This is a genomic window from Patescibacteria group bacterium (assembly GCA_018896215.1).
GTDB lineage: Bacteria > Patescibacteriota > WWE3 > 0-14-0-20-40-13 > 0-14-0-20-40-13 > JAHINB01.
In genome coordinates this window covers 1-23,039 of sequence record JAHINB010000004.1, presented here as the reverse complement: position 1 = coordinate 23,039, position 23,039 = coordinate 1, and the positions used below count along the sequence as shown (strand labels likewise).

At 37.9% G+C, this 23,039-nt stretch carries 20 protein-coding genes; 4 read left to right on the top strand and 16 right to left on the bottom strand.

Features of this window, described 5'->3' with window-relative positions; genetic code table 11:
- Window positions 1-14: 14 nt before the first annotated feature.
- The 6 genes from ppsA to KKF75_00855 are packed head-to-tail and all read right to left on the bottom strand — an operon-like array spanning window position 15 to window position 6,310.
- Complete coding sequence (gene ppsA, locus KKF75_00880) at window positions 15-2,282, bottom strand: phosphoenolpyruvate synthase (GenBank protein MBU4380761.1); 2,268 nt, start codon at window positions 2,280-2,282, stop codon at window positions 15-17.
- A 26-nt stretch (window positions 2,283-2,308) separates the two neighbouring features.
- Window positions 2,309-3,664, bottom strand: coding sequence for a phosphomannomutase/phosphoglucomutase (locus KKF75_00875; protein MBU4380760.1), 1,356 nt, complete (start codon window positions 3,662-3,664; stop codon window positions 2,309-2,311).
- A gap of 2 nt (window positions 3,665-3,666) precedes the next feature.
- On the bottom strand, window positions 3,667-5,331 hold the full coding sequence (locus KKF75_00870; protein MBU4380759.1) for a PAS domain-containing sensor histidine kinase: 1,665 nt from the start codon (window positions 5,329-5,331) through the stop codon (window positions 3,667-3,669).
- A 10-nt stretch (window positions 5,332-5,341) separates the two neighbouring features.
- The gene (locus KKF75_00865) at window positions 5,342-5,650 is read right to left on the bottom strand and encodes a hypothetical protein (GenBank protein MBU4380758.1); all 309 of its coding nucleotides are present in this window, start codon (window positions 5,648-5,650) and stop codon (window positions 5,342-5,344) included.
- Window positions 5,651-5,652: 2 nt separating this feature from the next.
- Window positions 5,653-5,928, bottom strand: a complete 276-nt coding sequence (locus KKF75_00860; protein ID MBU4380757.1) for a hypothetical protein — start codon at window positions 5,926-5,928, stop codon at window positions 5,653-5,655.
- A 13-nt stretch (window positions 5,929-5,941) separates the two neighbouring features.
- Window positions 5,942-6,310, bottom strand: a complete 369-nt coding sequence (locus KKF75_00855; GenBank protein ID MBU4380756.1) for a response regulator — start codon at window positions 6,308-6,310, stop codon at window positions 5,942-5,944.
- 95 nt (window positions 6,311-6,405) lie between these two features.
- On the opposite strand from KKF75_00855, the gene KKF75_00850 reads away from it, so the two are divergent.
- Genes KKF75_00850 through KKF75_00835 form a run of 4 tightly spaced genes read left to right on the top strand, consistent with a single transcriptional unit; the run spans window position 6,406 to window position 10,374 of the window.
- The gene (locus KKF75_00850) at window positions 6,406-7,065 is read left to right on the top strand and encodes a VTT domain-containing protein (protein ID MBU4380755.1); all 660 of its coding nucleotides are present in this window, start codon (window positions 6,406-6,408) and stop codon (window positions 7,063-7,065) included.
- Window positions 7,066-7,090: 25 nt separating this feature from the next.
- Window positions 7,091-8,293 (top strand): DNA recombination protein RmuC, encoded by a 1,203-nt coding sequence (gene rmuC, locus KKF75_00845; protein ID MBU4380754.1) that lies wholly within the window; start codon window positions 7,091-7,093, stop codon window positions 8,291-8,293.
- A gap of 10 nt (window positions 8,294-8,303) precedes the next feature.
- Window positions 8,304-9,047, top strand: a complete 744-nt coding sequence (locus tag KKF75_00840; protein MBU4380753.1) for an alpha/beta hydrolase — start codon at window positions 8,304-8,306, stop codon at window positions 9,045-9,047.
- Between the two features lie 19 nt (window positions 9,048-9,066).
- On the top strand, window positions 9,067-10,374 hold the full coding sequence (locus KKF75_00835; protein MBU4380752.1) for a UDP-N-acetylmuramoyl-tripeptide--D-alanyl-D-alanine ligase: 1,308 nt from the start codon (window positions 9,067-9,069) through the stop codon (window positions 10,372-10,374).
- Window positions 10,375-10,428: 54 nt separating this feature from the next.
- On the opposite strand, the gene KKF75_00830 is transcribed toward KKF75_00835, so the two are convergent.
- The 10 genes from KKF75_00830 to KKF75_00785 form a co-directional block, all read right to left on the bottom strand.
- Window positions 10,429-11,580, bottom strand: coding sequence for a D-alanine--D-alanine ligase (locus KKF75_00830; GenBank protein MBU4380751.1), 1,152 nt, complete (start codon window positions 11,578-11,580; stop codon window positions 10,429-10,431).
- The gene (locus KKF75_00825) at window positions 11,577-15,569 is read right to left on the bottom strand and encodes a UDP-N-acetylmuramoyl-L-alanyl-D-glutamate--2,6-diaminopimelate ligase (GenBank protein ID MBU4380750.1); all 3,993 of its coding nucleotides are present in this window, start codon (window positions 15,567-15,569) and stop codon (window positions 11,577-11,579) included. The genes KKF75_00830 and KKF75_00825 overlap by 4 nt, the downstream gene beginning before the upstream one ends.
- A gap of 1 nt (window position 15,570) precedes the next feature.
- Window positions 15,571-16,581, bottom strand: a complete 1,011-nt coding sequence (locus KKF75_00820; GenBank protein MBU4380749.1) for an FAD-binding protein — start codon at window positions 16,579-16,581, stop codon at window positions 15,571-15,573.
- Between the two features lie 99 nt (window positions 16,582-16,680).
- A complete protein-coding gene (locus KKF75_00815; GenBank protein MBU4380748.1) occupies window positions 16,681-17,193 on the bottom strand; it encodes an NYN domain-containing protein in 513 nt (170 codons plus the stop codon).
- Window positions 17,194-17,383: 190 nt separating this feature from the next.
- Entirely contained in the window at window positions 17,384-18,703 is a 1,320-nt protein-coding gene (locus tag KKF75_00810) for a UDP-N-acetylglucosamine 1-carboxyvinyltransferase (GenBank protein ID MBU4380747.1), read from the bottom strand.
- 15 nt (window positions 18,704-18,718) lie between these two features.
- Window positions 18,719-20,002 carry a hypothetical protein gene (locus KKF75_00805; protein ID MBU4380746.1) on the bottom strand — a complete coding sequence of 428 codons (1,284 nt, stop codon included), beginning with the start codon at window positions 20,000-20,002 and terminating at the stop codon, window positions 18,719-18,721.
- 1 nt (window position 20,003) lies between these two features.
- On the bottom strand, window positions 20,004-21,710 hold the full coding sequence (locus tag KKF75_00800; protein MBU4380745.1) for a penicillin-binding protein 2: 1,707 nt from the start codon (window positions 21,708-21,710) through the stop codon (window positions 20,004-20,006).
- Window positions 21,710-21,970: a hypothetical protein gene (locus KKF75_00795; GenBank protein ID MBU4380744.1), complete on the bottom strand. Its 261-nt coding sequence runs from the start codon at window positions 21,968-21,970 to the stop codon at window positions 21,710-21,712. Before KKF75_00795 ends, KKF75_00800 begins: the two co-directional genes overlap by 1 nt.
- A complete protein-coding gene (gene rsmH, locus KKF75_00790) occupies window positions 21,951-22,844 on the bottom strand; it encodes a 16S rRNA (cytosine(1402)-N(4))-methyltransferase RsmH (protein ID MBU4380743.1) in 894 nt (297 codons plus the stop codon). The genes KKF75_00795 and rsmH overlap by 20 nt, the downstream gene beginning before the upstream one ends.
- A gap of 23 nt (window positions 22,845-22,867) precedes the next feature.
- Window positions 22,868-23,039: glycine--tRNA ligase (locus KKF75_00785; GenBank protein ID MBU4380742.1), on the bottom strand; the 172-nt coding region annotated here is incomplete at its 5' end.

Below are 23,039 nucleotides of genomic sequence, written 5' to 3'. Positions count from 1 at the left end.
GCATGCGAGGGGGTCTACAATTTTTTACGGGATTTAACAAGTTCCTCTTCAGCTTTGTAGACAATTCCGCGGGTTTGGTCTAAAGCGTCAATACTTACCGAAACGGAGGTAACACCAAGCCCCACCAACCTTTTAACCATTTCGGGATAATCCGAAGGGGCTTGACCGCAAATGGATGATGTTACCCCAAATTTTTTACAGACTGTAACTGTTCTTTCGATAGCCCACATCACAGCCTCGTTTCGTTCATCGTATAAGTGCGCTACCTTTTCATTATCCCGATCAAGACCTAGTATTAACTGGGTAAGATCGTTAGAGCCGATGGATACGCCGTCTATTCCCACATCAATAAATTTTTCCAAGATTATTACTGTCGCGGGAACTTCTACCATAATCCAAAGATTAAAATTAGGACCGCGACGAAGCCCGTTTTCTGCAATTATCTTTTTGCAATCCATTAATTCTCCTGGTGTGCGAACAAAGGGCAACATCAAATGCAAATTTTTAAAACCCATTTTATTACGTACCACTTTTATCGCCTCAAGCTCCATTTCAAAAACTGATTTTTCGGCAACGTAGCGAGATACTCCTCTAAAACCAATCATGGGATTTTGCTCTTGTCCTTCGAACTCTGCCCCACCAGCTAAATTTCTAAATTCATTGGTTCTAAAATCGCTGGCGCGATAAACCACGGGTCGGGGGTAAAATGACTCAGCAATTTGCTTCATTCCCGTTGCCATTTTTTCGATAAATTCTTTCTGCTTGCCATCTTTAATAATTTTTCGGGGATGATCCCCAATTTGCGCCATTAGAAACTCGGCGCGAAAGAGTCCCACACCATCACAATTTTTGGCGGCTACTTCTTGGGCAAGTTCTGGCTCTCCCAAATTTACATAAACCTTTGTGGCTGTTTTGGTGTCTTTAAACTTAGTAAATTCGTGAATTTTTTCTAGTTTTTTTCCTTCTAATGATCCCTCGAAAACCCTTCCCGTCGTTCCGTCAACACTGACCACTTCCCCATTTTTAAGAATTTTAGTAGCTAAACTTGTTCCAACTACACAAGGAATTCCCAATTCCCGCGAAACAATCGCCGCATGTGATGTTCTACCTCCTTGATCGGTTACAATAGCGCAAGCTTTTTTCATAGCGGGAACAAAGTCAGGGTTGGTCATTGTGGCAACTAAAACCTCACCAACCTTAATTTTAGAGACTTCTTTGGGGCTTTTTAAAATTCTGACCTTTCCAGACTTAGCTCCAGGAGATGCCCCCAAACCCTCAAGAATTGCTTGAGAACCACCAGATTTTATAGAAAATAGGTCGGCGCTTTCGTTTGAAAGAGTTGTTACTGGTCTGCTTTGGACAATGTACAAACGACCCGCTTCCATTCCCCATTCCATATCCTGCGGAAATTTGTAGTGGTCTTCGATGGCTTTTCCAATCTTGGCAAGGCGAACCACCAGATCGTCGGATAACTTTTGCTTTTCTTGGTAAACACGAGAAATAGGAATTTTTCCTTTACGGGTAAGCTGCCACGATTGCTTAGCAATATGTTTTTCTAAAATTTTAAAGTCATATTTAGAAACTAAAAATTGGTCAGGGGTGACTTCCCCAGAGACAATTGTCTGACCTAAGCCGTAACCTGCTTCTATGGAAATTTGAGTTTTATTGTTGGTCATAGGATTGACCGAAAACATTATTCCCGAAACTTCGCTTTCGATCATTGCCTGAATCGGAACCGCAATCCCCACCTTAAAATGGTCAAACCCCTGCTCTTGACGGTAAAAAATAGCCCGCGCCGAAAAAAGCGATGCCCAGCAATCTTGAACTCTTGCTACAACATCTTCCCACCCCAAAACATTTAGGTAACTTTCTTGCTGACCAGCAAACGAGGCGTCGGGCAAATCCTCTGCCGTAGCCGACGATCTAACCGCAACGAAGCGATCTTTATTTCCCGACAGTTTAATATAGCTGTCTTTAATTTGCTTTTCAATTTCTGAGGGCATGCGCGCTTTTAAGATTGCCGTTTTAATGTTGGTAGCGCAAGTTTCTAAGGCCTGGGAATTGGAAATATCCAAAGCCTTGGTCTCGGTTTTAATTTTTTCGCGCAATGAGGTTTTATCTAAAAAGTGGTAGTAGGCAGTTGCAGTAACAACAAAACCAGGCGGAACCGGAAAACCCGCATTATACATTTCTCCCAGATTAGCCCCTTTGCCACCGGCAAGCGGAATGTCTTTTTTGCTAATTTTAGAGAATTCTAAAGTAAATTTTTGTTTTCCAAACATCTTAGGCAGTTATCAATTCTCAATTTTTAATTCTGGATTAAATTTAACACTTCTTTGACCTTGGCATCAACAATCTCTTTTGATTTTCCCTCTACATTTAAGCGCACGAGTGGCTCGGTATTGGACTTTCGCACATTAAACCGCCACTCCCGCCCATTTTCTACTGTAATCCCATCTGTTTCGTCCAACGAATATCCACGATTTGAATAATTGGCTTTAATTTGAGAAATTATTAAATCGGGGTCGGAAACTTTGTTATTGAACTCTCCAGCAAAAGGATATTTATTTGAATACTTCTCAATAATCTCTGACAACGGTTTGCGTTCTTGGGATAGCATCTCCAAAAATAACAACATCGAAATGACCCCATTATCAGCATAGTAATTTTCTTTGTAGAAAAAATGTCCAGTAGTCTCTCCACCAAAAACAACATTTTCTGCTCTCATTTTTTCTTTAATAAATGAATGTCCGGCTCTACACATTACTGGTATGCCACCATTTTCTTTTATGGTGTCAATTATTGCCCAAACCAAGCGGGGTTCATGAAGAATTTTACTTCCCGGGTGTTTCTTAAGTGCGATTTTGGCAAGCATGGCAGTTAAATAATAACCGCTCAAATAATTACCCTTTTCATCAATAATAAGCATTCTATCTCCATCGCCATCAAAACTGACTCCAAGATCACTCTTAGAATCAACCACCAGTTTTTTTAAGTCTCGAGTATTTTCCTCTTTTTGTGGATCTGGTAAGTGGTTAGGAAAGTTGCCATCTTTTTCGGCATAGATTGAGGTAACTATACACGGCAACTGGCTAAGTACCGAAAGTACAGTTTCCCCAGCCACACCGTTTCCAGTATCTACACAAATTTTTAGAGGGGCAATTTTTGATTTGTCGATAAAGGACAAAACAAAGTCTCTGTATTCCAAAGAGAGATCGAGCTCTCTTAAAGTTCCTTTGACTTGTGATGCCAAAGAAAGATTTTGAATTGAAGCGTTTTTAATGTCTTCCATTCCGCTTGCACCAGAGATTGGAACAACCCCTTTTTTGGTAAATTTAAGGCCAGTATATTCTTTCGGGTTATGAGACCCAGTAATTGCAATCCCCAAGTCGTAATCGTACTTGCCAACAGCAAAATATATAGAATCGCTTGTTACTTCACCTAGATAATCTACATCACAGCCAGAATCTAGGAACCCCTGAATCAAGCTCTTGTAGACGGCATCAGATCCTAACCGAACATCTTTACCAATAACACATTTTTTAGATTTCAATATGTAAGCTACCGCTCGGGCAATGGTGTAGGCTGTATCCTCATTTATTTGAGATGGATAAAATCCACGGATATCGTAAGCCTTAAAAATAGTTGGATCAACGAGAGTCATAATCATTTTAGAAGCAGGGTGAACGAAAAGGTACTGCCTTTTTGCTCCTCACTGGTAACTTTAATTTGTCCTCCATGAGACTCTATTATACCCTTGGCGATGACCAAACCCAAACCGGTTCCTTTTTGCATCGGGTCAACTGGAGCTCGCAATTGCTGAAATTTATTAAACAATAGGGGAATCTGGCTTTTGGAAATTCCTACTCCCGTGTCTTTGACCGCAACAGTGGCACGGCTTTTGCTTGTCGTTAAACTTACAGTGACGCTACCATCTTTAGTATATTTAATGGCGTTTGATAGTAAATTTATGACAACCCGCCCAATTTTTTCTGTATCGCACTCAATAAACACTGGTGTTTTGGGCATTTTTGTTGTCAGCTTGACATTTTTCCCAATCATAACATTTTGATAAGGCACAACCTTTTGATTTATAAGTTCCGTGAGATTACAATGAGATTTTTCCAATCTAAATTTACCCGATTCTAGTTTTGCCACATCTAACAAGTCGTTTACGATATCAAGCATGCTTCCCGCTGAATCTTTAATTTGCCAGAGTAATTCTGTCTTTTTTTCCTGCGAGATTTCTTTGGCTCGCTTTTCGATTAAATCCGAAGTTCCGCGAATTACAGTTAAAGGGGATCGCAGATCATGAATCATCATACTGGTAAAGTCTTCGCGCATTTTAACCAACTCCATTTCGCGAGTAATATCCTGCAAGGAGAAGGCGCAGCCAATGATTTGCGCCCCATCTAAAATTGGGATTACGGTTAACCGCACCACCTTGTTTTTTAAGTAGACTTCGTTAAATATTGTAACCTTATTAAGCTTTGTCGCTTCATCAAACGCCCCTTTTAAATTTATCTCGCGAGGAAATTTGCTAATGACATCATAAAAATTACAGTTGGCGTTTTTAAGCCCCAACATTTTTTGAAAAGCTTCATTAATGACGATAATTTTTAAATCTTTATCAAAAAACACCACCCCATCCTTTAAGCTTTCCACCGAACTTTTAAGCTTTTGCTCTTCGGTATCTAAAAGATTAGACAGTTTAGTAAGCGCCATGGAAGCCCTTTTGGCAATTTCAAAAATGGTGTTGACGCTTTCGTCCTTTGTATACAAATTAAAATGCAACGACGAAATATTTATTAGACCCACACCGCGACCTTTCTTAAAAATAGGAACATTAAAAAAGGAGCTTGGAACTTCTTGGCTTTCCGAAATAACCGCTCCAGTAATTGTGGTTTCTATATCAGGTGGGATATTTTTTAACTTAATTTTGTTCAACGCAAAAAAGGCGACTAGAAGGTTTTTCTTAACCTCGGAAAGATATTTTTTTCCCACCGACTCTTCCAAAGATATTTTGAGATTAAATTTGCCATCGGACTCGTAGAGATAAGATACCGAGGTATAACCAACTAAATCCCCCAAAGAAGAGATTATAATATCAATGATGTTCTGAACCGACAAAGAATAGCCAATGCGTTCGCTAATTTGGGATAGAACCGAAATTTCATAAAGCTTTCGCGAAAGGTACTCTTGTTTTTTAAGATAATCTAATTTTAAATTAGCAAATCGCTTTTGCTCCGACCGCGCCTCTACAACCACATAGATAAAAAGGGAGAAAAATATTACTAGAGAAAAAGCATATAAATTTGTTTCCGTTAGCATAGGGCAGTAGTTAATTTTGCTTCTTGGTAATTAAGTCAAAAACACCGTAAGCGCTCATAAAGCCCATAATCCCAAGAATAGAAAATAAAGTTTGAATTAAAGGAACCATCCAAAGATATTCGTTGCCTAAGGTTAGTGGGATACAAGCCGAAATTAAAAATCCTAGGGAAATAAAAAAAATGGGTTTGGCGATTTTTCCCGTACCAACGCGCAATACAAACATTAAAGTTACCAAAAAAGCTACCAGATTTAGATAGACAAAAGCCATGGAATCACCAATTTGAGGACCTAAAAAGACATTAATGGTGGTAGGTTGCATAATTAAATTTCGTCAAAATAAATCTCGGGATAGCAAGAAACGATGGGTTTAATTATGTTTTTAACAATCTCCCCAGAAAGTGATGTGTACTTGCTAACTAATAATTGCAAAACTTCTCGTGGTTTACCTTTGATACTTGTAACTATCCCGTTTTCGGACACAAGAAGTCCCGGAATCTCTTGAGCCTTAGAAACTGCAATTTGGGAACCCAAGATTGCCATTTGTGATTGAACAACCTTAGTAGCTACATGAGCTACATTGGTATTTAAATTAAACATAAAAACCAACAAACTAGACCTTAAGAATTTGTTTTATTTTTACTACAAGTTCCGCCGGAACAATTTGATACTTTAAAATAAAATCTTCGGCGCCGGTTTCCAAAGCCACCTTTATGTTCTCGTCGCTACCAAAATTGGTCAACATAACAACAGGAATGTTTTTTGTGGCCGGTTCCTCCTTTAGATCTTTAAGAATTTTTATCCCATCTTTATCGGGCAACATAATGTCTAACAGGATTAAAGCGGGATTTTCTTTTTTTGCCGTTTCGGTTGCGCCAATTCCAGTATTGTGCCAAACTGTTTCGTATCCTTCCATTTCCAGTTCCGTGGAATACATTTTGTACAAGGACTCATCGTCCTCAATAAGTAGAATTTTTGGCATAGAATTAAATCACCTCCCCTAACATTGTGGCATTGCAAAATCTTAAATGCAAGAATCTCTTGCAGTTAATTTAACCCCATTGTAGTATTACCCTCATGGATTTAAAAACGATTCTCCCCGCAATTGGATACATTGGAATTTTTGCTATAGTGTTTGCTGAATCGGGACTTTTGATTGGATTCTTTTTACCTGGCGACAGTCTGCTCTTTACCGCGGGATTTTTAGCCTCACAAGGAATCTTTAACATTGAGCTTTTGGCATTGCTCTGCTTTATTGGAGCGGTTGCTGGTGATTCCGCAGGATACGAAATAGGTCACAAATTTGGGCGCAAATTATTCCATAAAAAAGATTCTGTGTTTTTTCATAAAGAAAATTTAGAGAAAGCCGAACAATTTTACGAAAAGCACGGCAAAAAGACGATTATTTTGGCACGATTCATTCCCATAATTCGCACCTTTGCTCCAATAATTGCCGGCATTGGCAACATGAAATACTCCACCTTTATTTCCTACAATGTTTTTGGCGGATTCTTTTGGGCAGTGGGGATATCTTACGCCGGTTATTTTTTAGGTAGTATGATCCCCGGAGTAGATAAATATCTATTGCCTATTATAGTTTTGATTGTCGGGGTCTCCGTCGCTCCAGGGTTCTACCATGTCCTAAAAGACAAAAAGCAGAGGGAGGCGATTTTTTTATTTGTTCGCAATAAACTTTTTTTTACGGGTGTCACCCGAAAAGAAACCGATTTCCATTGATTCCAGTTTGGGTTAAAATAAACTCATGATAGAAATAATACTTTTGATTCTTTTACTTGTTCTTGTCACCGTTGATATCTATTTTCATTTAAAATCCACCAATAAAACCGATTTTGACGAGATTATTGCCAAAGCCTTTGAAAAAATAAGTTCCGGATTTAAAGATGATTTTTTGAAAAGTCGCGAGGAAACCGCCACTAATTTACGGACTAATCGCGAAGAGCTGTCCAACAACTTTAAAAATTTTGGTGATACTCTTTTTAAACAAGTAGCAGGTTTATCTACCATGGTTGACACCAAGCTTAAATCAATTCAAGAGGACAATAGCGCAAAATTGGAGGAGATGAGAAAAACTGTGGACGAAAAACTTCATCAAACTTTAGAGAAGAGACTGGGAGAATCCTTTAAATTAGTCAGCGAACGATTGGAGCTAGTTCATAAAGGCTTAGGAGAAATGCAAAATTTAGCAACTGGAGTTGGCGATTTAAAAAAGGTTCTCTCTAATGTAAAAACGCGAGGAGTGATGGGAGAAATTCAATTGGAAAATATTCTAGAACAAATCCTAACTACCGGTCAGTATGTTAAAAATGTCATCACTAAAGCAGGGTCTAATATGCCTGTGGAATTTGCCATTAAAATTCCTTCCAAAGATGCCAGCCACGCCGATTTACTCCTTCCAATTGACTCTAAGTTTCCCATGGATAAATATCATGCTTTAGTTGATGCCTACGAGGTTGGAGATTTAGCAAAAATTGATGCGACCTCTAAAGAATTGGAGTACGCCATTAAAAAATCGGCGAGAGATATTTGTGAGAAGTATATTGACGCGCCACATACAACCGACTTTGCTATTATGTTTTTACCCGTGGAGGGATTATATGCCGAAATAGCGAGAAGAAACACACTCTATGAGGGAATTAGGAGAGATTACAAAGTTGTGATATCTGGTCCTACTACCCTTGTTGCTACATTAAGCTCTTTGCAAATGGGTTTTAGAACGCTGGCGATTGAGAAAAGGTCTAGCGAGGTTTGGCAAACTTTAGGCGAAGTAAAAACCGAATTTGATAAGTTTGGAGGAGTCTTAGAAAAAGCCAAAACAAAAATAAATGAAGCCGGAAAGGAGATTGATAATTTGGTTGGAACAAGAACGAGGGTAATCCAGAGTAAGTTGAAAAAGGTGGGGGAATTCCCAACAGCTGACGAAAAACTCAAGCTCCCCGGAACTTAAAATGCAACTAGTGATAAGTAATCTCCTTACAAACTACCAAATTTACCCTTGTAAAAACTCCAAAGAGACGCTCCTAATTCTCTATGGTTGGCAATGCAATATAACTTCGTGGACTCAAGTTGCAGTGGAATTATCCAAACAAATTAATGTAATGTTGCTGGATCTTCCAGGATTTGGACAAACACAAGAACCATCAACCGCATGGGAAATAACCGATTATGCAGATTTTGTTGAAGAGTTTATAAAGAAATTGGAATTAACTAATCTTACAATTATGGGACACTCTTTTGGGGGCAGAATCGCCTTGATTCTAGCTCCAAAAAACTTATGTGATAAGTTAATTCTTGTTGATTCTGCAGGACTTCCTATAAAAGATTTAAAAGCTAAAATTCTGCTTATGGCTACTAAAGTGGGTAAACCCATTCTAAAGCTATCGCCAAGAAAATATTCCAAAATCTTTCTAGATTTAATGGTCAGTGCCGATTACAAAAACGCTGGGACAATGCTAAAAACCTTTAAAAAAATAGTATTACCTGATTTATCAAATTACACAAAAAAGATAACGGTTCCGACTCTCATAATTTGGGGAGATAGAGACGAAATGTTGTCTTTAAAACACGCCAAAAGATTTAAGGAACTAATTCCACACTCAACTTTAAGAATTATCTGGGGAGCAGGTCATAACCCCCACCTGGAAAAACCAGAAAAATTTATAGAATTAATTCGAGAGGAATTAAGGGTGTCACCCTTTTAGGGTGTCACCCTAAAAACAAATGTTTACAGACTTTATTCATATTTTACAACTAGAAGAATACCAGCTTATTCGTTTTATTAAATGGTCATTACATAACCCCTTTGGAAAAAAATTAGAGAACAAAAAATCGCTCGTTTGGACTGAAAAGGCCAGATTTGTTGCTGTTGTTGCCATTGTTTGGTACTTAATTATCGGGGCGGGGTTATTGGAAATGTTAGGGATTTTGGGAGCCTTTACTAGTGCAATACTTCTATTTTTTCCATGGGTTTTTATTAGCCTAGCTGTAATTACCCGCAAACCTTACGAAGTAATAAATCGAAAAATTACAATTTATAAAACTCGCAAAAAAATACTTTCTCTAAAATCACGAGGATTAAAGATTATTGGAATTACTGGCTCTTACGGCAAAACTACCACCAAAGAATTTTTGTATCGGATTCTAAAAACACACTTTCGTGTTTTGCGTACCCCAGAAAGCTACAATACACTTTTTGGAATTGCCAAAGTTGTGGATTTAGAGCTCGATGAAAATTACGATTTCTTTATTTGTGAAATGGGGGCGTACAAAATTGGCGAAATAAAGGAGCTTTGTTATATGATTCCACCCGATTTCGCAATTTTAACTGGTATTAACGAACAACATCTAGAAAGGTTTAAAAAAATCGAAAACACCATAAAAGCTAAATTCGAGCTTATAGAAGCAGTTAAAAACAAAGCGCAGTGTTTATTAAATCGCGACTGCAGAATTATTTTAGACAATTATCAAATTTATACCTCCGACCCTATGTTTTATAGTCTTGGTGATTTTAAAATTAAGAATCCTTTTCTTATCGGAAAGGCTAACCTAACAAATGCTACAGGAGCGGGAAAAATGGCGTTGCTTCTTGGAGTCTCTCTAAATAATGTAAGAATTGTTCTAAATACGCTAAAACCAATTCCTCACCGCCTCGAAATTAAAAAACTTGATAATGATTGGATTATTTTGGACGATTCTTATAACAGTAATGTTGATGGTTTTAAACAAGCGCTTGAAGCTTTAGCTAACTTTAAGAACCACACAAGAATTATTGTTACTCCGGGAATTGTAGAGCTGGGAAATAAAACTTTAGAGATTCATCAAACGCTAGGAAAATTGGTCAACAATATCTGCGATTATGCAGTTTTAGTTGGGAAAAACGAACGAACCGAAATGTTAGCGTCAACTATAAAAAACAAGGGTAAAGTAATATTTATTAAATCAATAAAAGACCTTAACGAAACCGTCGCCAACCTTGAAATTAAACCTCCCGTGATATTAATCGAAAACGATCTCACCGATAATTATTAGTATCAAAATTTCATTCGGGTTCGTCCCAAATGGGACGGACCCGGTTGCGACACCTCATCCTAACTTTGGATTCTTTAAGGACGAGCCTAAATTGGATAACAAATTTCCAGCAAATTTTGTGGTATATTTTTTCTTATTTGCAAAATCCCTCTCCGCAATTTCTATTAACTTATCACAAAGTTGCGAAAAATCTACCCCAGCTTCTTTCCACAGGTAAAAGCTGTACGATCCGGGAATAGTATTTGCTTCAAGTACAAAAATCTCCCGGGTTTTTTCTTTAACCAAAAAGTCGACTCTGGCAAGTCCCGATAGATTTAAGAGCCTAAAAACTCTGCAGGCGGTGTCCTTTATTTGTTTCTCTATTACAGGCGACAAAAACGCTGGTATTTGCCTGTTTGCTGACTCCATTCCCTTTGCTCCCTTTCGCCCAGTTTTGTACTTATCGTCAAAACTTAAAAATTTGCTCGAGGAAAAAACTTCCTCGCAGGGCGAAACCTGTAACTCCCCAACTTCTCCTCCCATTACAGAAACATTTATTTCGCGAGCCTGCTCTATAGCTTCTTCTACGATCGCCCTACTTCCAAAGCACAATGCCACATCAATTGCGTTTTTTAGTTCTTTAGAATTGTGTACTTTAGATACACCAATACTTGACCCCGAGGAGTTGGGTTTAACGAATAGGGGGTACTTAAAATCAATTTTTATTTCTTGAGATTCTCTTATTACAGAGATAAACCTGGTTTGATTTATTTCATTAGCAGATAAAATGTATTTGGTTGAGAGCTTATCCATGCCAAGAGCACTTCCTAAAACACCCGATCCAACGCAGGGGATTTTTGCAACTTCAAAAAAGCCTTGAAAAGATCCGTCTTCCCCAGCACCACCATGAAAACAAGGGAAAATTACATCGATTTTTATTCGTATTTCGCTTTTTAAAAACCCTTTCCGCTTTTCACAAAGAACCCATCCATCCTCACCGGGAGTAAAATAAACCTGATTACAATATTCTGGAATCTTCACTAAGTCTTTATAAACATCTGCATTTGTGAGGTTATCTCCTGTATACCAAATTCCATCTTTTGAAATATAAATTGGAATAACAAAATACTTTGCGTGATCAAGATTCGCCAAAACTTGCAAACCGGTAATTACCGAAACCTCATGTTCTGGCGATACCCCACCAAAAAATACCGCTATAGTTTTCATCTGCTTTTTAGTAACTTATTTATAATATTTTTATCATTCCAAGGAATTTCTTTGCCACCAATATTTAACGACTTTTCATGCCCTTTGCCACAAACCAAAACCCAATCTCCTTTTTTTGCTAATTTGATTGCTTTTGCAATCGCTTTTTTTCTGTCTGGTTCTTTTATAAAATCAAAATTTGAGTCCCCCAAGGCCATCTCGTTAATAATATCAACTACGCTCTCACTTCTGGGATCTTCGGCAGTCAATATTACTTTATCACAATATCTTGATGCAGTTTCTCCCATTTTTGGTCTTTTGTATTTATCTCGCTCTCCAGCACAGCCAAAAACGCAAACTATCTTCGACTCTTTATTTTTTATCTTACTAACAGTTAAAAGCAAGTTATTAAGAGCATTTGGCGTGTGAGCAAAATCAACTACAATGTTAATTCCTAATTTGTTTTTTACCATTTCAAATCTTCCAGTTGGAGGAATTGCTTTTTCCAAGCCTTTAGATATATCCTCTGTAAATATCCCAAGATACGCGCAAACCGATGAGGCACAAACGGCGTTTTGTTTATTGTAATCACCTGGAAACTTCTTAACCCACTTGCTCGATAAACCCTTAATGGGGTTGGTTTTTATAAGTTTTAGATCAGTTAAGTCTCTTAAGTTACTTGTTATTTTAGAAAGTAAAGAAAATCCAGCTCCTTGAGGATTTAGGTAAACTGCTTGCGATCTGGATATAATTTTTGCCTTTGTTTTTAGGTAGTTACGATATGTTTTGTGGGCATCTAAATGCTCTGGAGTAACATTGGTAATACAAGAAACAACAAACTTGATTGGACCGATTCTATTTTGTTCCAAAGCGTGAGAGGTAGTCTCAAGAACACAGTATTCGTAACCCTTTTTTACATGGTTGGCTAGCAATTTAAAAAGCACATCGGCATCGGGCGTAGTGGTATGAAGACCTGGAGAAGAAACTGTTGATACTAAAGCAACCTTGTAACCAACCTCTTTTAAAATGGAATAAATAAAATGGCAAGTGGTGGTTTTGCCATCGGTTCCGGTAACCCCAATAATTTTAATTTTATCTTGCGGGTTGCCAAAATGGTTAGCGCAAAGATCAGAAAAAGCCTGCCTTGGGTTATTCACTACGACAAAATTTATCTCGGGGTAGATTTTTGTCAATCCAACAGAAATGTCTTCGCCAAGGATTGTTTTTGCTCCATTTGTTATCGCCTGTTCAATAAACTTGTTGCCATCGATTTTAGTTCCTTTTATTGCCACAAAAATATCTCCTTTTTTGATTTGGCGAGAGTCCATTTTTGGTAACCTGTGAGATCCATAAAGCCTTTTTAACTTTGTAAAGTAAGCGTTAAACTTATCCCCACGATCAAATTCGTTTACGAACATGCCGAAACTGGCACATCCCGGAGAAAGCAAAACAATACCTTCTTTATTTCTGGCTTTGATGAACGCGGAACTGATAACTTTATCAAAATCGTTAAAGATTAACTTTGAGTCCAATCCTGCTTTTATTAATTTATCTGTTCCTGCTCCTTTAAGGAATACATAGTCAACATGATTTGTTATAACGAACGAGGCTAAATCTGTAACATCTAAACCCTTATCAGCCCCACCCAAAATCACCACAGGTTTTTTAGAAAGGAATGTTTCTATAGCAGTTTTTGAGGCGGTGGGATTTGTCGCGGTTGTGTCATTGATAAAATCAACACCTCCAATTTGTCCTATTAATTCTTGCCGATAGGGAACACCTTTAAAATTACAGACCGCTTGGATACTTCTCTCCGTGTTGAGATTCAGATATTTAGCAACTCGTAAACTTGCCATAATATTTAAGATGTTATGCTCTCCAGCAAGAATTGGTTTTGGAATGGCAAAACTATCTTTGTCAAAAACTATCTTTTGCGATGGGCAAAAATTAAAATATTCTTTGGTGAATTCCCCATCTTTTACTGTGATAAAGGCATCATTTGAGTTTTGATATTTAAAAATTGAAGATTTTGAGAGGGCGTAATCCTTATAGGATTTGTAGCGATTTAGATGATCGGGATAGATATTTGTAATCACCGCAACTTTTGGAGACATTTTTACATCGTCCAGAGCTTCACATTGCCAGCTTGAGAGCTCCAACACTACCCAATCATCTTTTTTTATCTTAGACAAAACGTCTAAGACACCAATTTGCATATTTCCAGCTAAATGCGCTCTTAAACCATTGGCTTTGAGAATTTCGTAAATTAAATAACTAGTTGTGGTTTTTCCTTTAGTTCCTGTAACTCCAATGATATTTTTAGTGGGGCAATTTTTAAAAAATATCCCCTCTTGCATTCGCACTTCAACACCAGCCTCTTGTGCCATTTTTAAGTAAGGGGAATCTTGTGGTACACCGGGGTTTCTAATAACTAGGTTAGTGTTAGTAAAATCTTTTTCTTGATGAGAACCTAAGTGGTAGGTAATTGGAATGGGTACCTTAAGTAACTTGAGGTGCTTAAGTGAAGAAGAAAGTTGCTCTGATGTTTTTAAATCGGTAACAGTAACTTTATACCCTTTTTTAGCAAAATATTTTGTAGCCGCCAACCCTCCACCGTTTATACCCAAACCCATAATAGTTACTGTCTTTTGGTTTCGTTTGATACCATCCAAAATTTTTTCCCCGTGACCAACAGCAAAAATTAAGACCACATCCCCTCTTTTTACAATCGTTAAGAGGTAATCTGAAACATCTTTGTAATCTTTGATGCATTTAAAGTTTTTAACCCCTATCTTTGTAACCTTAAAAAAATCTTCATTCGTTATTGGGTAGGGCGGATTCTCCCGAGAAGCAAAAATATCCGTTTGAATTAGAATATCAACATCTGCAAAAATTCCCTTAAAATTATCTAGTAAATCGGCGCACCTCTTGTATTGATGGGGTTCAAAAACCACAATCAACCTTTTTCCCAGATTTTTTGCACCAGTGATAGTGGTCGCGATTTCGGTTGGATGGTGACCGTAATCACTAATATAAGTAACACCACCCTTAACAAACTTCTCAAATCTTCTGGCAGTTCCCATAAATCCAGGAAGATGAGAGATAGTAGTGTTGATATCGTAACCTAAGGCATTACAAGCCAAAACAGAAGCGGTAGCATTTAAGGCATATTGAATTCCAGGAAAATTTATCTGCGCTTTATATACGACATTCTGGTACTTAAACTCCCACAATGTCGTAAAATCCTTAATAGTTACCTTACTCAAAACACAATTGTTATAAGGCTCAAAACCATAAAAAATTTGGTCTTTATTGCAATTTAATACGAGTCTTTCTATTCCTGGATTATCCCCAAAACCAATAATTTGTCCTCCTTTCTTTACCTGATTTACAAATTTCCGATATGAACCTAGCATGTCGTTAAACGACTTAAAGTAATCGGTGTGATCGTTCTCCAAATGTGTCAAGACGACAATTTGGGGAGTTAATCCCAAAAAAGCGTTCCCAAATTCGTCTGCTTCTACTACAAAGTTTTTTGACTCCCCTACTCTGCCATTAGTCGCAAAATTAAGCAAAGTTCCACCAATCCCAAATCCACATTTGTCACCCATAGAATCGAACAGATACGCTACCATAGCACTTGTAGTTGTCTTGCCATGAGTCCCAGCAACTGCAACAACATTGCGATCATCAAGAATAACTGGGAAAAAGTGGTTTCTGTCCAAGCTTTTTACACCAAGTTCGTTTGCTCTTGTTAACTCCTCCATATTTTTGGGATAAGAAAGTAAACCGGAAGTATACAGAAAATAGTCTAGGTCACCTGTTACATGATTAGGGGAGTTGTTGAGATAAACTTTAGATAAACCAAGTTTTAATAATTCTTGAATATGTTTGTTGTTAGCGATATCACCAGCATCGCATCCTGATACATCCCAACCAGATTCTAACAACACTTTAGCTATCCACGACCATCCTTCGCCACCGATTCCTAAAATATGAGCTTTTGGCATGTCAAAATTCTCCAACCAACACAATCTCCTCTTTTAAATCCACACCCAACCTCTCTTGAGCCAATTTTTTAATATAGTTGATGATCGTCAGCACATCTTTTGCTGTTGCGCCCTCTTTAGTTTCTATAAAATTGGCATGAGATTCGGAGACTTTTGCTCCGCCTACTGTGTAACCTCGTAAATTGAGAATTTTATCAATCACAAAACCCGCGGAGAGATTGTCCAAACCAGCTGTTTGCTTTTGCTCTTCGGTTAAGTTGCTAAATGTGGATCCTGCGGAGTTTTTAGGTTGCACAATTTTGCGCTTTATCCACTCACTTGCTGTCATTTGTGCGGTTTTGATATCTCCGAGAAATAAATTTAACTTTGCCGACAAGATTAAATAATTATTTCGGTGAAAAAACGAATCGTTGTACTCCAGTTCTAATTGTTCCCGCGGGATGTTGATGATACTACCTTCAGCGTTGAGTATTTTAACCGACTCCAAAAAATCGCCAATGAACCAATCCGCTCCATGGATATTATTCCACACCGCACCGCCTACAGTTCCTGGAATTCCGGCAAAAAGCTCCAATCCGGTAATTTTGTTTTGTAGTGTTTGAGATAGTAATAAAGGAAGCCGATGACCTGATTGAACCTCAATTGCAACCCCCTCGGTTGATTGTGAAATTGATAAATCGTCCCAATTTAAAAGACCTTTACGCCAGTGGGTTTGCTGATTGCGTTTTTTGCGTTTAGTTACAGTTTGAGAGTTGATTTTGTCACCAACTACAAAACCTCTAGCTTCGTTTTTAATTACTAATCCTCTTATTCCGTCATCAGAGATTAAAACATTTGTTCCTCCACCCAAGACGAAAACTGAAATCTCTTTTTGTTTAGCCCAAAGATACAAAGCCACAAGCTCATCTTGATTTTTGGCAACGGCAAAATTCTCCGCTAGTCCTCCAACTTTAAGCGAAGTAAACGAAGCAAGCGAAACATTTTTGTCAATTTGCGGAAGATGTTTAATCACAACAAATATTGACTTGCTTTAAGTAAACTGATAGTATTTAACTAATCATCAGGAGGTCAGTAGTTTGCAATGCTGGTGTTGCAAGTGAAGCCTCCTTTATTATTTCCCAATTAACTCAACCTTTGGCTTAATATCTTCGACATAAAGCTTGTAATCTCTAAATCTCTTTATTAAAGACGACTCCGATTTTCTACTTGGAACTATTACTTTAAAAAGCTTTTTATCTTTTTCCAATTCTTCATGTAGGCAAAAGAAATCACCGTCACCAGAAACAATTATTGCCAAATTATATTTTGGATACTGAATTTTTGCGGAATGCAGAACCAACTCCGCATCTACATTACCTTTAATACTTTTACGATTAAATCGTATTGCAGGTTTAAAAACCAAACTGTATCCCCACTTTTCTAAATTGCTATAGAGGTTTTTATTTGAATCCAAGTATCCAATAAATAAAAAGGCTTTAGAGATATTGTACTTATCTTTTAGATAAATATAGAATTTATTAAAATCTAATTTCCAACCTAAAGATCTAACACCTAAATTGAGATTTTGACTATCTATGAAAGCGTAGACAATTGGTGCTTTGAAACTTCTTTTGGCTTTTTGCATTGTAATAATATTATAACAAGATATACAAAATGATTCTTTAGGGTAAAACGATAGAGGGGTGAGACCCGAATTTGGGTCTCACCCCATCTTTTCTTGTTACAACAACATTTTAGAAAGCATCAAAAATACCTTGATTTAACAACAAATCATCGGGTAGTACCCGAATCGGGTAGTACCTTATAACAACAACCTAAACGGGACTGATATTTGCTCCAAGGGAGGTGTAACCTGCTACTATATCAGGATATCGGCGCTTTAAGATGTCAGCATTGTGTACCACAGTTGTAACAGGATCGGCAAGAGATGCTAGGAACAAAGCTTTGACTGCTTGAATAATTCCCGGGGGAGTAACCTCCCCACCTTTAAATGTCACAGGACCATTAACAATAATCTTTTGCGAATCAATCATTTGGATATTAGCTCCAATTAAGTTTAGGTCCTTACAAAACTCCAACCCTGTCTCATACATCCAATTATTAATTAAAAGTTTCCCGTTTGTTTTGCAAGCTAGCGTTACAACCGGAGGCAGAACATCAACGGGAAACCCTGGCCAGGGGCGAGGGGCAAATTTGAGTAAATCTTCTCCAGCCAGAGGAAACCCCGAATTAATCTGATCTATTTTAAGTTCACAATTCCCATCCACTACAAGGTCTTGACCGCTTTCTACTATCTTAATCCCAAATTTCCTAAACCAATTTACCATTCCACCCGTTATTTCTGGAACATTACCACCTCTGATCGTAATATTTCCGTGAGTTAAAGCGCTAGCTACAATAAAGCCTCCAATATCTACAAAATCGGGTCCCGCAACAAATGTGGCACCTTTTAGTTTTTTACCCGATACGGTGATAATGTTAGAACCCGCGCCAGTTATACTCGCTCCCATATCCGATAACAGTTTTAACAGATCAACTACATGAGGTTCACAAGCCGCATCAGTAAGTGAAATTGTATTACCGCTAAGACCAGCAACCAGCATAGCAAAATTTTCGGTTGCTGTAACGCTGGCTTCGTTTTGCCAAATGGAACAGGAGGTAATTTTTTTGGGCAGGGTAAACCTTACAAACCCGTCAAAAAACTCGGTGACAATTCCTAATTTATTAAAAACATCAACATGAGAAGCGATGGATCTTTTTCCAAGCACACAACCACCAGGGACTGGTATTTCGGCAACACCAAAACGCACAAGAAGCGGTCCCGCGAAAAGAATCGAAGCTCTAATTAGATTTCCCAAAGCAAAATCGACTTTATATGATTTTAAATTCTTGCAACAAACCGAAACCGAGTTGGCGCTTGTCCAAGTGAATTCACCGCCCAAAAGAACTATCATTTCCAAAATTTTTTGAACATCGGTTGATTGTGGCACATTGTTATAGATAACAGTCTCATCAGTTAAAATCGAGGCGGGAAGGGCAACAACGATGGAATTTTTATTTGGAATAGGAACAACAGTACCTCGCAGAGGATTTCCTCCAACAATCTTCAATGAACCCAACGAGTTATCACCCATAGCTATATCTTACCATTAACCAACGCTAATATTTGCGCCTAACATTTTTAAGTTATCTATCAGACCGGGGTAATACGAATCAATCAACTCGCCACCAATTAAGACTGTCTTTCCTTTATTTAATAAAGACAATAAAAGATAAGGCAACAAAAGTTCTCTCTCGTCTAAAATTATTTTTTGCGCCAAAAGGGCTGACTTTTTAACACTGGTTACGCTAACAAAATTCCCCAAGACTTTAAAATCTAAATTTGCGCCCATACGATTAAGTTCTTTAAGTAAAACCTGGATTACGGAAGAATTGGGAAAGATTAAAGACATCGCGATTTGTCTCGACAGAAGAAAAACTAAAGCTAAATAACTCCAAGATTCCACGAACCCGGGGTATGGCTTAACCTCAAAGCTAACAGTATCTTCATATTTTACAGGTTGCATATAAACCCTTAATTCGCCTTTAGATAAAGAATCAATTTGCGCCCCCCAAGACAATATCTTAGCGCAAAAAGGCATTAAGTCCTGCGAATTGACTTGTGAAAGCGTAATATCACCTTGAGTACCCATTGCTAGAAAGGTATAAAAAGCCGCAAGATTGTCGTTAAACGATACTTTTTTCTCTACTCTACCTGTAGGAAGACCTGCTGTAGAAACACAAACCGTATCCGATTCGTTTGTTCTTACACCAGCATCTACATTTAGATTACAATCTACTAAAACCCCCAAAAACCATTTAAACAGCGGATCTTGGGGGTAATTTACCATAATAATTTTGGCATCCAAGGAGATAGCAAAGAGGATCGCCAAAAACGCTTCAGGTCCACCCCTATTTCGAAAATCTAGATAATAGCTCTCCTTTATAATCGCGGGTCTAATAACCAGCAAATTTTTGGAATTAGTTTCTTTTACTAGTCCAAAAATTTTTAAAAGATCAAGAATATTTTTGTGCTTGTTAAAGATCTTTGATGAACCATCCAAAATGACCTCTATATTTTTAAAAATGAAAGCAGGCAAGGCAAAAAAAACCTCGTTGTCGATATCCACTGCAATTTTTATTCTCTTGGGGCTTGTAGAAGCAACAGAAGGATCTACTAAGAGGATTCCATCCTGACTTCTTGTTGTTTTAGAGAACACAGACACTAAAATATTAAATAGTTGATCGAAACCAAAAGAACTAGGAGCATTCTCTATTTTTGAATTGTCATTTAAAAGTAGCGCCAAAGAAACTAAAGCAGATGCACCAAGAGGCGATCCCGAAACAGCAACTTTTCCCGCAATTTTATTTTGACCAGCTACAATATATTTCATCTTAATAATCGTAAGGAATTCTGTAATATAAAGCTAACTTCTCCGCAATGTCCATCCAAGCAGGAACCGCAGTTTCGGCGGCGTAAATACTTGTAGTAGGCTCACTAAACCGAACCAGCATAACAAATTTCCTGCTTTTTGGCAAAAACCCCACAAATGTAGCGTTAGTTTTGTTGAGGTCATAGCCACCTTCAACTGCAATTTGGGCAGTTCCAGTCTTACCCGCAACTTGATACTTTTTAGAGATAAAAAATTTGGCTTCTCCGCTACTGGTAGCGCGAGTTAACATATCAACCATGGTAAAGGATGTTTTTTGGCTTATAACTCTAGAAATTATTGTTTTTAAATTTCTTTGTTTAACAATTTTTGTATCTCCATTGGGCATATTTTCTACAAAATTTACCGCCAGATAAGGCTTTAACAACTCACCACCGTTGGCTATCGCGCCAAAACCATTTACAACCTGAAGAGCGGTCGCCGAAACTCCCTGCCCAAAAGAAGCCGTGGCTAAATCAATATCACGCCAGGTAGAATAATGGCGCAACTGCCCTGTTTGCTCCCCTTCTAAATCCACCCCCAAAGGTGTTCCCATTCCAAAGCTAACAAGATATTTCCAAAGATTTTCGGAACCTAGTCTTTCGGCTACCCATGCCGCCCCTAGGTTATTAGAGTGTTCCAACACCTCATACATTGTCTCTGTTCCATAATGCTTTCCATCCCAAGTGTCAACTTTATGACCCGAATAATATTTAGGACCAGTATCTTCAAACGAAGTCTCGGGGGTAACCAAATTTAAATCGATAGCAGAAGACATTGTAAACGCCTTAAAGACAGAACCAGGCTCATAGGTATCGCTTATAACTAAGTTAGATGTTGAATCAATTTTTGGCTTGCTATCTTCTTCTAGCAACAAAAACGATGCCATCCCAAGGATTTTTCCTGTTTCGCATTCTATTACAACAGCGCTAGCGGATTTTGCCCCATAGCTTGCCAAGTAATACTTAAGGCGTTCTTCTAAAAGATATTGCACAGCTCTGTCTAATGACAAAACAATGCTGGTTCCAGAAATTGATGGCATCTCTGTATACGATCCCATAATAATCGCATTTCCAAAAGCATCGGTTTCGGAAATAATCCTTCCGCTTTTGCCTTTCAAATCGGAGTTATAAAAACCCTCTACACCAAAATAACCTTGGGGCAATCCATTTTCGTCGCTAGCTACAACACCAACAACAGAAACCGCTAAATCTTCTTCTGGAAAAAACCGTGAATCCTCTTTTTTAAAAACTATTCCACTGGTAATATTTTTTTCTATTTCTACTTTTTCCTCCGGGGATATGCCATGTTTAATTGGAACATACCACAATGTAACATCGTTAAGACGATTAACAACTTCCGAATCTAATTTAAACTTATCTTTTAAATAGAGTACTAAAGAGCTTTTGTCTTTGTCAGTAAAATTTCTGGGTTCGGCAAAAAGAAAGTATGCTGTTTGGGAAGACGCCAAAGGCGACAAATCAGAGAAATGAATACTGCCTCTTGATGCTGGAATTACAATTTCTTGAACCTGTTGGCTACTTGCTTTAGCAAACAAAGCTTTATGGCATATTATTTGAATATAGAATAATCGGCACAAAAATACCAAAGCAACGCCTACGACAAAATATTGTACCAGAGCTATTCTAATCCCAATCGTTTTTAAAAGCATTATCTAGTAATTGAATCTATCATACCAAAGTCAGTAGCCATTTTTTTAATGTTAGAGAGAGCGCTGTATTTTGCTGTTTTATTGCGTAGAATTTGATTTTCGGTAAGCAAAGAGTTTCTTCTAACCAAAAATCTTGCGTATTCAGAACTTTCTTCGGACGAAGAATTAATAAAAAAAGCCCCAAAGATAAAAGACCCCACAGCAATGACAAAAGAAAAAACCAAATAAAAGTTAATTTTTTTATTTTTTAGCGATCTCATTTTTGCTACCTCTAAATCTATACACCCTTAATTTGGCGCTTCTTGACCTTGGGTTTGCAATTATTTCACAACGCATAGGAACAGACAAAGACACTAAGGTTGAACTCGCGCCACGACCAAAGTTTTTTACCACACCATCTTCTAAACCTTGAAAGGATATTACGGCAAGTCTCCCGTCCTTGTCCAACAAGGATTGCGCCTTAGGTAAAGATTGAGATAATACCTCCAGCTCCAAATTTACGGCTATGCGTAAAGACAAAAAAACTTTGGCGGCAAAATCGTCACGCGTAAAATCTTTCTTTATTCGCATTAGCGTTGTTAACAAATCCCCAACAGTAACAAACCGTTGGTTCGTTCGAGCTCTAATGATTTCTTGAACTAATTTCTTTGCCTCCCGAATATTTCCATATTTAAAAAATATCTCCTCAAGGGCTTTTTGGGGTAAGGCGTTTAGCAAATCGCAGGCTTTAACCCCCGTTTGCTCTCCCATGCGCATATCAAGGGGGGCATCTTTGAACCTAAAACTAAAACCGCGGGTAGGATCTTCCATTTGAAAACTCGAGATACCAAGGTCGTATAGTATTCCAGAAACATTGACAAAATCACGCGCTTTTGCGACTTCGTCAATTTTTTCGAAATTTGTATGAACAAGAGTTAGTTGCTTCTTTTGCAACTGATGCCCAAAGCGTTTTTGGCAGTATTTAATCGCGTTGACATCTTGATCAAGTCCTAAAACAATTCCTCCTAACTCCATTATTTTCGCGGTATGATCCCCACCTCCAATTGTGGCATCAATATATTTTTCTTTGGGAAAAACATTAAGACCCGCGATAGCTTGATCAACTAGTACACCAGTGTGATAGAAATTTTTCATAATTGATGAGGGATCATCCCAAATTAGGGATAATCCCTAATTTTACTTTCTACAAAAGCTTTTATTTCGGAGATTTTAATTCTTTCTTGTTTAGTAGTGTCGCGATCACGAATGGTTACAGTGTTATCTTCTAGTGTTTGATAATCTATCGTAACACACCAAGGGGTTCCTATTTCATCTTGCGAATAATATCTT

What these genes read in the sequence shown, in the direction of transcription:
- ppsA (MBU4380761.1), bottom strand. Translation starts at nt 2,282, where the DNA reads ATGTTTGGAAAACAAAAATTTACTTTAGAATTCTCTAAAATTAGCAAA.
- KKF75_00875 (MBU4380760.1), bottom strand. Translation starts at nt 3,664, where the DNA reads ATGACTCTCGTTGATCCAACTATTTTTAAGGCTTACGATATCCGTGGA.
- KKF75_00870 (MBU4380759.1), bottom strand. Translation starts at nt 5,331, where the DNA reads ATGCTAACGGAAACAAATTTATATGCTTTTTCTCTAGTAATATTTTTC.
- KKF75_00865 (MBU4380758.1), bottom strand. Translation starts at nt 5,650, where the DNA reads ATGCAACCTACCACCATTAATGTCTTTTTAGGTCCTCAAATTGGTGAT.
- KKF75_00860 (MBU4380757.1), bottom strand. Translation starts at nt 5,928, where the DNA reads ATGTTTAATTTAAATACCAATGTAGCTCATGTAGCTACTAAGGTTGTT.
- KKF75_00855 (MBU4380756.1), bottom strand. Translation starts at nt 6,310, where the DNA reads ATGCCAAAAATTCTACTTATTGAGGACGATGAGTCCTTGTACAAAATG.
- KKF75_00850 (MBU4380755.1), top strand. Translation starts at nt 6,406, where the DNA reads ATGGATTTAAAAACGATTCTCCCCGCAATTGGATACATTGGAATTTTT.
- rmuC (MBU4380754.1), top strand. Translation starts at nt 7,091, where the DNA reads ATGATAGAAATAATACTTTTGATTCTTTTACTTGTTCTTGTCACCGTT.
- KKF75_00835 (MBU4380752.1), top strand. Translation starts at nt 9,067, where the DNA reads ATGTTTACAGACTTTATTCATATTTTACAACTAGAAGAATACCAGCTT.
- KKF75_00830 (MBU4380751.1), bottom strand. Translation starts at nt 11,580, where the DNA reads ATGAAAACTATAGCGGTATTTTTTGGTGGGGTATCGCCAGAACATGAG.
- KKF75_00825 (MBU4380750.1), bottom strand. Translation starts at nt 15,569, where the DNA reads ATGCCAAAAGCTCATATTTTAGGAATCGGTGGCGAAGGATGGTCGTGG.
- KKF75_00815 (MBU4380748.1), bottom strand. Translation starts at nt 17,193, where the DNA reads ATGCAAAAAGCCAAAAGAAGTTTCAAAGCACCAATTGTCTACGCTTTC.
- KKF75_00810 (MBU4380747.1), bottom strand. Translation starts at nt 18,703, where the DNA reads ATGGGTGATAACTCGTTGGGTTCATTGAAGATTGTTGGAGGAAATCCT.
- KKF75_00805 (MBU4380746.1), bottom strand. Translation starts at nt 20,002, where the DNA reads ATGAAATATATTGTAGCTGGTCAAAATAAAATTGCGGGAAAAGTTGCT.
- KKF75_00800 (MBU4380745.1), bottom strand. Translation starts at nt 21,710, where the DNA reads ATGCTTTTAAAAACGATTGGGATTAGAATAGCTCTGGTACAATATTTT.
- KKF75_00795 (MBU4380744.1), bottom strand. Translation starts at nt 21,970, where the DNA reads ATGAGATCGCTAAAAAATAAAAAAATTAACTTTTATTTGGTTTTTTCT.
- rsmH (MBU4380743.1), bottom strand. Translation starts at nt 22,844, where the DNA reads ATGAAAAATTTCTATCACACTGGTGTACTAGTTGATCAAGCTATCGCG.